General features: G+C 51.7%; 9 protein-coding genes. All 9 read right to left on the reverse strand.

The window, feature by feature from the left end:
* Positions 1-252: 252 nt before the first annotated feature.
* Positions 253-1,731 carry an efflux transporter outer membrane subunit gene (locus tag KBS54_02810; protein ID MBQ0055062.1) on the reverse strand — a complete coding sequence of 493 codons (1,479 nt, stop codon included), beginning with the start codon at positions 1,729-1,731 and terminating at the stop codon, positions 253-255.
* Position 1,732: 1 nt separating this feature from the next.
* A complete protein-coding gene (locus KBS54_02815; GenBank protein MBQ0055063.1) occupies positions 1,733-4,879 on the reverse strand; it encodes an efflux RND transporter permease subunit in 3,147 nt (1,048 codons plus the stop codon).
* A gap of 12 nt (positions 4,880-4,891) precedes the next feature.
* On the reverse strand, positions 4,892-6,217 hold the full coding sequence (locus KBS54_02820) for an efflux RND transporter periplasmic adaptor subunit (protein ID MBQ0055064.1): 1,326 nt from the start codon (positions 6,215-6,217) through the stop codon (positions 4,892-4,894).
* Between the two features lie 75 nt (positions 6,218-6,292).
* Positions 6,293-6,901: a TetR family transcriptional regulator gene (locus KBS54_02825; GenBank protein ID MBQ0055065.1), complete on the reverse strand. Its 609-nt coding sequence runs from the start codon at positions 6,899-6,901 to the stop codon at positions 6,293-6,295.
* A gap of 161 nt (positions 6,902-7,062) precedes the next feature.
* On the reverse strand, positions 7,063-7,755 hold the full coding sequence (locus KBS54_02830) for a hypothetical protein (protein ID MBQ0055066.1): 693 nt from the start codon (positions 7,753-7,755) through the stop codon (positions 7,063-7,065).
* A 1-nt stretch (position 7,756) separates the two neighbouring features.
* On the reverse strand, positions 7,757-9,829 hold the full coding sequence (gene nrdD, locus KBS54_02835) for an anaerobic ribonucleoside-triphosphate reductase (protein ID MBQ0055067.1): 2,073 nt from the start codon (positions 9,827-9,829) through the stop codon (positions 7,757-7,759).
* Entirely contained in the window at positions 9,822-10,298 is a 477-nt protein-coding gene (nrdR, locus tag KBS54_02840) for a transcriptional repressor NrdR (protein ID MBQ0055068.1), read from the reverse strand. The genes nrdD and nrdR overlap by 8 nt, the downstream gene beginning before the upstream one ends.
* Positions 10,299-10,564: 266 nt before the next feature.
* The gene (locus KBS54_02845; GenBank protein ID MBQ0055069.1) at positions 10,565-11,926 is read right to left on the reverse strand and encodes a TolC family protein; all 1,362 of its coding nucleotides are present in this window, start codon (positions 11,924-11,926) and stop codon (positions 10,565-10,567) included.
* 68 nt (positions 11,927-11,994) lie between these two features.
* On the reverse strand, positions 11,995-12,270 hold a 276-nt coding region (locus KBS54_02850; GenBank protein ID MBQ0055070.1), incomplete at its 5' end, for an ABC transporter permease.

The following is a 12,270-nucleotide window of genomic DNA, read 5'->3' on the forward strand; positions in this document are numbered from 1 at the left end:
GAAGAACAAAAAATCTTTGTCTTGCTGCATGGAACGCAGCGGAAGTGCAGCATCCAGCGACGTTACGCAAGTGAAACGAGCGTTAAGGTTTTAATTTGTTCTTCGTTTGTCGTTCTAAGTTCGTCGTTTGTTTTTAACACACGCGCCCCGTAGGGGCTGTGTTTAACATACCCAAAAGCAATTTTGGAAAAACTAAAAACGGCTTGGGAATTTTTCCCAAGCCGTTTGTTTGTTCATACAGCGTATGGCAGGTTATTTTTTGATCAGTTCCGCGTCTATCGGCTGCCAGCCGCCGCCGAGAGCCTTGAAGAGCTGTATCGTCGCGGCGGAGATGCGCCCTTTGTTGATTGCGTACTGTTCGGAGAACGACAAGTATGCTTCCTGCGCGTTGATTACCGTGTCAAAGTTGACAAGTCCCGCGTTGTATTTGTCTTCTGCAATCTGAACCGCCGCCTGAGCCGCGTCCATACCGTCTTTAAGCGAATTGCCCCTGTCTATGCCGTGCACGGAATCGACAAGCGCGTCGCGCACTTCGGCTATTGCTTTGAGAACCGTACTTTCATACGCGTAGAGAGCCTGTTTTTCGGCTTCCGTCTGCACGGTGACGTTGCTTTGCAGTGCGCCCCAGCGGAATATCGGCAGTGTTACCGACGGGCCAAAGCCAAAATTGCGCGCTCCTGCCTTGAACAGGCTGTCGCCGTCAATAGCCTCGGTTCCGATTGAACCTGCAAGGAAGAAACGCGGCCAGAGATTTGCTTTTGCCGCCTGTCTTCTGGCAAATGCCGCTGCGACCTCACGTTCTGCCGCCTGTATGTCAGGACGCTGGCGGAGCATGTTTGCCGGTATGCCGTACAGCAATCCTCCCGAGGCAACAGGGATTTTTTTCCGTTCACTAAGCTCCTGCTCAAGTTCGCCGGGGATTTTTCCGACAAGCACCGCGAGGGCATTCTTGCATTCTTCCACAGTTGTTTTGAGAGGCGGAATGAGCGCCTCAACCTGCTCCATTGTGTATTTTGCCTGCTGAAGCGTAAGCTGGTCGGCAAGTCCTGCCTTCCAGCGCGATTCCTGAAGTTTGTAGGTCGCTTCGCGAAGTTTGTAGTTTTCTTCGGCGACATCGAGGCTGAGCTGCGCCGTGCGGAGCGTTATGTATTCAAGCGCGATTTCCGCGGAGAGCGACACCCACGTGTTGTAGAGCTGGGCGTACTGAGCCTGTACGGCTGCCTTTGAAGCTTTCACTTCAGCCCTGCGCGCTCCGAAAATGTCTATTTCCCACGAGGCGTCAACACCGAGCGAGAAGACGTTCCCCGTCATTCCGCCGCTGCCGCCTTTTTCAGCCTTTCCGTTGGCTGCTTCCGATTTCATTCCGCGCTGATACGTTCCGGTGGCGTCAAGCCACGGAAGCAGGTTTGCCCTGCTTGAGGCAAGCCCCGCGCGCGCCTGCACCACTCTTGAACGCGCCGTGTTAAGGTCGCGGCTGTTTTTGAGCGCGTATTCTATGAGACGCGTCAGCGTTTCGTCGCTGAACGTCGTCCACCAGCTGGCAAGCAGTTCCGGACTCGGCTCCGCCAGTTTAAACTCGCCTGAGTTGAGGTCGGGTATCGGATAATTCTGCGCAAGCTTGAGGAATTCCCCTTCCTTGAGCTGCGGGTCGCCTTTTGCCGCGGTTAAGGCGCATGACGGGGCGGCAAGGAGCAGTACAGCCAGAAGGGCAAGGATTATTTTCTTTTTCATTTTATTTTCCCTCCTCTGCGCTATCCGCTTTTTTCGCGCCGAATACGCGGCGCTTTCCGTAGACTTTCTCGCGCATGGTCTGGAAAAGCACGTACAGTCCCGGTATCAGGAAGATACCGATTATTGTTGCCGCGTTCATTCCGAAGAACATCGTGGAGCCGACGGCTTTACGCGAGCCGGAGCCTGCGCCGGATGCAAAGAGCATCGGAAGAACTCCGAGAACGCAGGTGAACGCCGTCATAAGAACCGAGCGGAAACGTTCACCGGCGGCGGTCGCTGCCGCCTCTATGATTGAAAGTCCGTTCTCTTCACGCTGCTCTTTTGCAAATTCGATAATAAGTATTGCGTTCTTTGCCGCAAGTCCGATAAGGAGCAGTATGCCGAGCTGCGCGTATATGGAGACAGGAAGTCCCATGGCGCGGATTCCGAGTATTGCGCCGAGCATTGCGACCGGCAGTGAGAGTATGACAGGGACAGGAACCGTCCAGCTTTCATACTGTGCTACGAGGAAGAGCAGGGCAAACAGCAGTGAAATTGAAAGTATGAGCGCTATCTGGTTGCCTGCCGTGCGCTCCTGATAGGACATTCCGGAATAGTCTATGCCGTAGCCCGAAGGAAGTTCCTGTGCCAGTTTTTCTATTATCGCCATACCCTGGCCGGTTGAGAAGCCCTGTTTCATTATGACGTTGATGTTTGCCGACGGGTACATGTTGTAGCGTTTGTAGGTACTCGGCGCCAGCACTTTTCTGACGTGTATCAGAGTTTCAAGCGGTATCTGCTGTCCCGTTGCGCTTGAAACGTAGACTCTGCCTATGTCGTCGATTTTTGAGCGGAACTGCGCGTCAGCCTGCACCATAACGCGGTTGACCTGGGAACCGAGGTTGATGTCGTTGATGTAAGCCGAGCCGAAATACATCTGCATTGCGGCGAATATGTTGCTGACGGGAACGTTCATTACTTCTGCTTTTTCGCGGTCTATGTCAACGTAAAGGTGCGGCGTTCCGGCATTGTAGGTACTGAATGCCGCCGCGACTTCCGGCTGCCGGTTGAGCTTCACAATCAGTTCGCCGAGAACCGTCTCAAGTTCTGCAGGGTCGGCTTTCAGCATTGCTTCAAGTCTTACGTCTATACCGCCTATGTCGCCGAGTCCTGAAATTGCCGGCGGAGTGAATACGTTTATTTTTGCGTTAGGAATACGCGCCGTTATGCCGCGTATCTTGCCGACTATGGCGTCCAGGCTCTGGTCTTTTGCGGAACGCTTGCCCCACGGCTTAAGCGGCACGATTACAGACGCAAGGTTTTCGCCGCGTCCGCCTATCATGGACATACCCGTAATAGCCATGGTTGTTTCAACGCCCGGGATATTTCTGATTTCGTCTGCAAGCGCGTTAACCAGCGCTGTGGTATGACCCTTCGCCGTACCTTCAGGCAGCTGGAGAGCAGCAAAAAGAACACCCTGGTCTTCATCCGGAAGGAAAGCTTTCGGCGAGGTTTTATAGACAAGGGCAAAGCTGCCGATTACAAGCGCGACCGCAAGAACGACAAGCAGGCTTCTTTTTGCGATCCACGTAGATTTTTCAACGTACCATGCTGTAGATTTCTTAAGCGCCGAGTTGAACCACGCAAGAGGCCCTTTTTCTGCCGGCTTGATTTCGGTAAGCAGATGGGCGCACATCGCGGGACTCGCCGTAAGAGCGAATACGAGCGAGAACATGACCGAGAAGGATATGGTGACCGCAAACTGGCGGTAAATCTGCCCCGTTATGCCCTGCATGAAAGCGACGGGGACGAATATCGCAAGAAAAACCAAGGTCGTTGCTATCATAGGTCCCGTTATGTCTTTCATAGCCTGAGCCGTGGCTTCCGCAGGCGTGCATTTGTCGCGTTCCATAACGTAGGTAACGCGCTCGACAACGACTATTGCGTCGTCAACGACCGTTCCGATAACGAGGACAAGCCCGAACAGCGTCAGAATGTTTATGGAGTAGCCGAGCGCCGCAAGACCGATGAAGGTGGCAAGCAGCGAAACAGGGATAGCCATAACAGGTACGAGCGTTACCCTCCAGTTCTGCAGGAATATCCAGCAGACAAAAACAACGAGAAGGAAGGTAATAATAAGCGTTGAAAGTATTTCCTTTATCGTTTCTATAACGTACTCCGTAGAGTCGTAGCCGAGACCGAGGCTGATACCGTTCGGCAGATTTTTCTGCAGAGTCTTTATAACTTTCTTTGCGGCGCTCATAACGGTAAGGGCGTTCGAACCGGACGCCTGTGTCATGTCAATAAGCGCCGCGTCTCCGCCGTTGTATTTGTTTTCAAACGTGTAGGATTCGGAGCCAAGCTCAATTTTCGCTATGTCTTTGAGTTTGACAACGCCACCGGCGTTTGTCGCGACTATGATTTTTTCAAAGTCTGAAATTTTTGTAAGACGTCCCTGAGTAAGCAGGTTGTAGGTAAGAACCTGACTTGACAGCATAGGCGCGGCGCCTATCGAACCGAGGGAAGCCTGCGTGTTCTGTCCCTGAATTGCCGCCGCCACCTGCGCGACCGTTATGCCGAGCGAGGTCATGCGTTCAGGGTCAAGCCATACGCGTACGCTGTAACGTCCGCCCCATACGTCAACATCGCCCATACCGGCGACACGCGCGAGAACGTTCTTGACGTTTGAGTGAGCGTAGTCCATCAGTTCAAGGTTCGTGTAAGCGCCGTTCGGAGAGGTTAAGGCAACCATTCCGAGGTCCTGCTCAAACTCGGATTTAACGCTTATGCCCCGCGCCGTAACCTCTGACGGAAGACGGGGGGAAGCCTGCGTAACGCGGTTCTGAACCTTGACAAGCGCTATGTCAGGGTCAACGCCCATTTTGAACGTTACGTAAAGTTGATAGTTTCCGTTGCTGCTGGAGGTTGACTCCATGTAAATCATGCCGTCAACGCCGTTGATTTCCTCTTCAAGCGGTGCGCCTACGGTTTTTGAAACGGTTTCCGCGTCAGCTCCGACAAAGTTCGCGTTAACGCGGACCTGCGGAGGCGTAACGTTCGGGTACTGCGCTACGGGCAGGTTAAAAATACAGATTAAGCCCGCCAGCGCCATAACTATTGAGACGACCGAGGAAAGTCTCGGATGGTCTATGAAAAATTTTGCGAACATTTTATTTACCCTTTATTTCCCCTGTTTCGCCGGAGGCATTGCCGCGGGCATTTTTTTGCCCTGATCCGCTTCTTTCTCCGCTTTGTCAGTCTTTGCTTCTTCTTTTGCGCCGTCCTTTGCCGGTTTCAGGTCAAGCTCTGACTCTTTCGCCTTTTCAGCCGCCGTGTCCCTGCTCTTCTGATTCTCGACAACCTGAACCTTTACGCCCTGACGAACCATCTGGATACCCTGTACGATAATCTTGTCGCCTTTTTCAAGTCCTTCTTCAACAAAACGCGCCGTGCCGTATTCGTCGCCGAGTTTGACGCGCTTCACAACAGCTTCCTGTTTGTCGTTGACCGTGAAAACGTAATCCCCCTGCGCGTCGGCAAGAATTGCCGCCTGCGGAATGTACTTCACAAGACGCGTTTCAACAGGCTTTGCGGAGACGCGGACAAGAGCGCCCGGCATAAGTCTTCCGTCCTTGTTTGCATAGCGCAGACGAACGGCGACCGTGCCTGTTTTTGAATCAACCTGATTGTTTTCAAAATCGCGCATACCCTTTGCTTCGATTTCATCACCGTTGGAAAGCCTGATTTTTGTTTCAAAGACAGAGCCTTTTTCGTTGAAATTTTTGAGCAGTCCGAGATAATCCCTGTCAGGCAGCGAGAAGCTGACACGGATAGGGTCTTCCTGAACCACAACGGCAAGCGGACTGCTGTCGGGCTTCACGTAATTTCCCTTTGTGAAAAGAGCCTTGCCTATGCGGCCTGTAATCGGCGAGCGGACTGACGTTCTTTCAACGTCAATCTGTGCAAGCTGCAGGGAGGCCTGTGCGGAGGCGAGCGCCGCCTGAGCCGCGAGATACGCTGCGTTAGCCTTGTCGCTTTCCGAAGCGGAAACAGCGCGCTGGTCGGCTGTTTTAACGCGTTTCAGATAGCTTTCGGCATTGACAAGATTTGCCTTTGCTTCCTCAACCTGCGCCTTACGGAGGGCAAGTGTAGCCTTATACTGTTTCTGCTCAATCGTGAAAAGAACCTGTCCGGCGTGAACAATTGAACCTTCCTTGAAATTAACGGCGGCTATTTTGCCCGTAACGCTCGGCACAACGTTGACCGTCTGAATCGGCTCAACGCTTCCGACGTATTCCTTCTGCGTTGAGAGGTCTGCTTCCTCAACCTCGCCGAGAACGACTATCGGCGCTGCCTGAGCCGCCCTCGCAGCGGCTTCCTGCTGTGCTTTTTTCTCCTGAACGCCCTTGTTCCAATACCAGAAACCGCCTGCTGCCGCGATTATCAGAAGAATCGCGATAAATCTTGTTGCTCCGCCTTTTTTCTTTTCCTGCTGTTCGTTTTCCATTGTGCTTCTCCTTTTTATTGGGTTAACTGCTTACTGCCTTTTTATAAATATTTATAAAATCTGCATTGCGCCGCCTTACCGCGCAAGCTCCTTTTCAACTGCATTGAAAATAAAATCAATATGCTTCGCAAAATCTTTTTCAAGCATATCCATAAAACGGAGATTGCCCAACCCGCTGAAAACGGCAACAAGCGCCTCCGCTACTGCCCCGCAGTCGCAGCCCGCCTTGATTTTTCCCGCCGCTTTCTCCTTTTCAAGCACCTTTGCGACGTAATTCTTTTCGCGTACCAGCGAAGACCTCTTCAAATCCGTGAGAGCGGTACAGACCTCGTCCGGCCACTCGTTCATGTGCAGAAGAATTTTGCGGATTTTGACGTGCAGCTCCTTGCCCTCCGGGCTTTTAACAAAGGTTTTGTAATAATTCTTCAAATCTTCAAGAGACGACGGCTCATTCGCGCCAAGCGTAAAGGTACGCGCCGCTTCCCCGTGCAGATACTCCGCAAGGCAGATAAAAAGCTCGTTCTTGCTCTTGAAATGCCAATAGACGGCGCCTTTTGTCATGCCGACGGCGGAAGCGATTTCAGCAACGGAAACCTTCGCATACGGCTTCTCGCTGAAAAAATTCAGCGCTGCGTTAAGTATGCGTTCTCTCGTTTCAAGCGCTTCTTCCTTCGTTCTGCGCAAGGCTCCGCCCCCTTCCTGCAACACAAACACCGCACAAAAGTGCAGCAGACGGTATTATACATTCCTTAAAGAATGTATGTCAAGCAAAAAAATGCAGCTTTTTCGGATTATTCCTGAATCTCTGATAAAACCGGCGCGGAAGAAATTCCGCGCCGGTTTGTTTATTTCAGTTCAAATTTTTTCGCGAATTCTTTAAAGTGCGGTTCAAAGATAAGGTATTTTTTGTAGATACCGCAAAAAAATTCTATCAGAAAGCCCATTGTGCAGGCGGTTATTACCGTTCCTATGCCTACTCCGACGAATTTCCCGAAGAAGCACAGCGTCAGAACCGTTGCAATTCCAAGGCAGGCGAGGTCAAAGCAGAGTTTGAATTTAAGCCGTCTTATGCCGAAGCATCCGCTTACCCCGCGCACGAAGAAGTCATAGACCTGCGGGTACAGATAGGTGTTGTAGAAGGCGGAGACTGAGGCAGCCGTGAGCAGCAGACCTGCCGCAAAGAGCAGTATTCTGGGCAGCAGCGGAAGGCTGCCGGGGGGTGTAAGCGCCGGATTTAGAACGGGCACGGCACAACGCCAAAAGTCAAGCACAGCGCCGTAGATAAGGCAGTTGACAAAGGAGCCGAGATATACAGTGCGGAAGCCGCCCATGAGTATGCAGAACAGTATGAACAGTAGGCCTTGTACGACGTATTCCATTTGTCCGAAGGTGAGGGCGGTGAATTTTCTGCTCAGGACGTAGGCGGGAGCGACTATCATTGACACCCCGAAGCCGGAGGCGGCTATCATGGCGACCGACAGAGCCAGTCCGCATATAGCGGTTAAATATGCCGCTTCGTCAGCTATTTTGATTTTCATTTCAGTTAAATTCCCTGTATTGTTTTCTGTCTTTCAGTTCCGCAAGTTTGCCTGCGTTCCAGGACGAAACGTAGGAGTAGTGTCCCGCTATTTTTGCAATGCCGTCAACGCTTTCGCTTTCGCAGGCAAGGCAGTATTCGTTCAGTCCGCGCGATACGCTTCCGCATTCGCCGCATATTGTGAAGGACGGACTGAGCGCAAGCTGCGAGCAGCCGGCTTCAAACGCGTGTCTGACAAGCTGAAGCACCGTTTCTGCGCTGCCGCGCGCCCCTCCCGTGCAGAGAACGGTTACGGCGCCGGCAAAGTGCGGGTGCATTCTGCTTTCAGCGTCAATTTTGTTAAAAGCGCTGACGTCCGCGGATACGGCAAGCTGCGTGCTGTTTGTGTAGTAGACAGCGCCTTTGGCAGCGTCGCCGCGGACAGTTTTTTCGGCTTTCTGCGGGTACTGTTTCAGGTCAAGCCTGGCAAAGCGGAGCGCTGTGCTTTCCGCCGGCGTTTGTTCAAGCATGAAGTTCATGTTGTATTTTTCGCTGAGTTCCGCGCATTTTTTCGCGAGCGTCCTGACAATTTCAAGCCCGAGCTGTGCCGCTTCGGGCGTTTCGTGCAGTTCTTTTCCCGTCAGGCATAAGACCATTTCATTAAGTCCGAGCAGGCCTATTAAATATTCCGTTTTTTCAAGCCTGAGGTACGGCGCGTCGTCGTTTGAATAGACGAGCGCTCCGAGCGGCCCTTCCACTCCGTAGGCAAGCAGTTTTTTGATAAAATCCCTTTTTTGTATGTGGGCTTTCGCGGCAAGCTCAAGTTCTCCGGAGAGAATTTCAAGCAGAGAGTCTGTGCTGCCGTCTGCTTTGTATGCCGCGCGCGGGAGGTTGAGCGTTACATTCTGCATTACGCAGCGGCGCAGTTTCGCCGGCAGTTCGCCGGATTCGTCAAGTCTGTAACATTCGCCGAGCGTAACAAAATCTTTGTCAAAAACGAACTGTACGCTGCCTTTTTCCGCCGCCGCTTCGCAGGCGAGCAGCAGAAGCTCTTTGTCCTGCGTTTCAAACGTTTCTTTTGTGACGTGCAGCAGTGCTTTCGGGAAGAAGAACGGCTGTCCTTCGCCGCAGCCTTCCTTGTATATTTCAAGCAGGGCGCGGAGGAATTTCCGTGCGCCTTCAGCGTATTCGGAGTAATTTTTGCCCGTGTACTGCCCGCCGGCGCCTGTCGCCGGAGCGTCCGCCAAATGCTTCGGCACGTCAAAATAGAGGTCAAGGCTTGTAAAAACCGCCGTTCCCCTGCCGCTTGCAAGCCTGTCAAATTCAAACAGCATTGTCTGCGCAAGCTGGCGTATTTCAGCGTCGCCCAGACCGTCAAGATACGGCGCAAAAATCACGTTCACGGCGTCCCACGCCAAGGCCCCTGCAAAGCTGTTCTGCAGAAGCGTCGTCATTGTTACGAGGTGCGCGAGCAGTACGTCGGCGTGTTTTGCGGGCGCCGCGCTGCATACCGCGCCCGGGAAGCGCAGCCCGTTTCTCGCGACGTATGCCGCGCTTTGCAGCGACGAATACGGACGGTTTGCCATTCCGAGGTCGTGCAGGTGAATGTCGCCTTTGAGGTGCGCTTCTGCGACCTCCTGTGTGAAGATTTTTGACAGTGCGTATTCTTTTATGACGGTCTCCGCCACCGTGTGATTGACGGATTCCGGAGTGTAGCCTGAGGCGGAATTTTCCCTGTTTTTGCAGAACAACATCTGTTCGAGATCGTGAAGCGGTATGCCTATTCTGCGGTGGTCGGTCAGTTTCGCGTCAAGTCCGCGCTGGAACAGCTTTACGTTGACAAGCTCGCGTATTATAGCCGTGTTGACACGCTGTCTGCCGTGACTGAGCAGGTCGTCTTCTATTTCCATGGAGATTTCTTCGGCTGTGGACGGTTCGACTCCCGCCTCTATTATGAGCGCATCCCTTATGCGCGTCGGATCCCACTCATAGCTTTCGCCCTGACCGAGAGCGTCAACCATAAGCACAACGTCCGTTGATTCGCGAAAATCAAAAAGCCTTTCCTGCCGCCTGTAGCGTTCCGCGGAATCAGTCATTTTTTTTATGCTCCTTTTCTTCAAGAAGGTGCAGTATTTCTTCCGCAAAGTTCTCAACGTCGGTAAATTCCTTATACACGGAGGCAAAACGGACGTACGCAACCTTGTGAATGCGGCGCAGTTTTTCGGCAACCATATCACCGAGCTGTGACGAGGCGATTTCTCCCTGTCCTGTCGCGCGAACCTTGCGCTCTATTTCGGAGACGGCTTCTTCGAGCACGTTCAGATCTATGTTCAGTTTTTCGCAGGCGTGCTGCATTCCGCGCAGAAGCTTCTGTCTGTCAAATGCCTGTCTCGTGCCGTCTTTTTTGACAACCCACAGATATTCTTTTTCTTCAATCCTTTCAAACGTGGTAAAACGCGCTTCACATTCAGGGCAAATTCTGCGCCGGCGGTTCACCGTACCGTCTTCACTGCTTCTTGTTTCTATAACTCTTGTTTCGCCTGCACCGCATACCGGACAACGCATGAATCTGCCTCCATTCGCTTCGCGTTTAAAAAACCAATGATTATAAGAAACAATTACAAGTTTTAATGAATAATGCAGAATGAATAATGCAGAATTATTTTCGCACTTCGTTCTTTGGCGCTTCGCTTGTTGTTCGTTTCACTCGCGTAAAGTCACCGGATGTTGCGCCTTCGCTACGCTTCGCGCAGCAAGACAAAATTTTTTGGTTCGTAATTCTTAATTATTCATTATTCATTCTTAATTGCTTTTATCACTTTTCACTTATTCTATTTTCCCATTGCAAACTGTAAGTTTGCCTCAGCCAGCGCTATGTCGTATTTCGCGTCGACAACGTTCGTTTTGCTGTCCGTCAGCGCAAGCCGCGCGTCAAGCATGTCAAGATTTGAGCCTATGCTTTCTTTGTAGCGCAGCACGGCTATTCTGTAATCTTCTTCCGCCTGTGTCAGCTGACGGTTTGAAACGTCAAGCCGGGCCTTGGCTTCTTTGAGGTTAAGCGCTGCCTGACGCACTTCCATTCTGATTTCGTTTTTCTTGTCTTCGAGCCTGTAAAGGAACTCTTTTGACTGGCTTCTTGCCTGCTCTGTCCTTGCGTGTGCTTCGCCGCTGTCAAACATATTCCATGTCGCAGCAAGCCCTACGTGCCAGTTTTTATTTTCCTCCGGCCAGCCTTCATTGCTGTTGGCAGTCACAGCGCCGAAACCAAGTATGTGCGGCAGCAGTTCGCCCTGATGGGCACGGGCGATCTTTGCCGCCTGTCTGCTGTAAAAATCATACATTTTGAGTTCCGCGCGGTTTTCAAAGGCTGTTGTTTCATCAGCAGGTTCAGCATTTCCGCATGAGTTAACGCAAGCATCTCCCGAAAGCAGCACTTCGGGAATATCTGCGGCAACTGCTCTTTCAAGCGCCGTTTTGGCAAGTTCCATGCCGTTTTTGGCGCGAATGAGGTTAAGTTCGGCATCTGCAACGGCGACCTTAGCACGCAGCACGTCAGCCTTTGAGACAACACCTTCCTTGAACAGTTTTTCCGCCTGTGAAAGATGGTCGTTTGTCAGACTGACCGCTTCTTCGGCAACCACTTTTTTGGCTTCCGCGCGTTTGTAGCTGTAATAGCCGAACCGAACTGCGTTTTCAACTGTCTGCGTCACGCGGACAGACTCTGCCTGTATTGCCTTGTACGCAAGTTTTGCAGCGGCTTTTGCCGACGAAAGCGAGCCGCCGGCATAAATTGTCTGTGTAAGCAGTGCGGCTGAAACAAAGACATTATTTTTGGTAAATGCGTTGTTTGCTTCCGGTATTTCCATCATCAGCGGCAGCTTAAATGATTTTTCTATTTTTGGAATTTTTATTGTCAGCGGATGGTCGGAAAAAAGGCTGTTCACGTCAAACATCGGATTTTCCTGCCACATTGCGGCATAAATGCCTTTCAGTTTCGGCATCATTTTTGCCGTGCTTTCGTTCACAACTGCTTCGGCACGTCTCACTTTCTGCTGCTGGGCAAAAATCACAGGATTGTTTTTGTCCGCAAGTTCAATCAGCTGTTTCAGATTTTCACAGTCAGCCGCACAGGCGGACGACGCAAATATCGCCGTAAGCAGAATTCCTGTCACTATTTTTCCGGTTTTTTTCATTATTCTCAACTCCTGTTGGAGATTATTTACAAATGTCACGTTTCACTCCGCGAAGTGCGAGGTGCGGCTTATGGCACGAATTTCTTTTTGAATTTAACAACGCTTGACGTAAAGACGACCGCAATGAATATGCAGAGCGCAACTACGTCGTCCCACACGTATTCCATGCCGCCGCCCTTGAGTATTATCTGCCGCGCAAGGTCGTTGTAGAAGGTTACAGGGAACGTCCAGCTCAGGAACTGGAAAAATTTCGGCATCGATTCAATCGGGAATATAAAGCCGGAGAGCATAACGCTCGGCAGTATGATAAAGGTTGAAAGCTGCAATGCCTGAAGCTGGTTGTC

The organism is Candidatus Equadaptatus faecalis (genome assembly GCA_018065065.1).
GTDB lineage: Bacteria > Synergistota > Synergistia > Synergistales > Synergistaceae > Equadaptatus > Equadaptatus faecalis.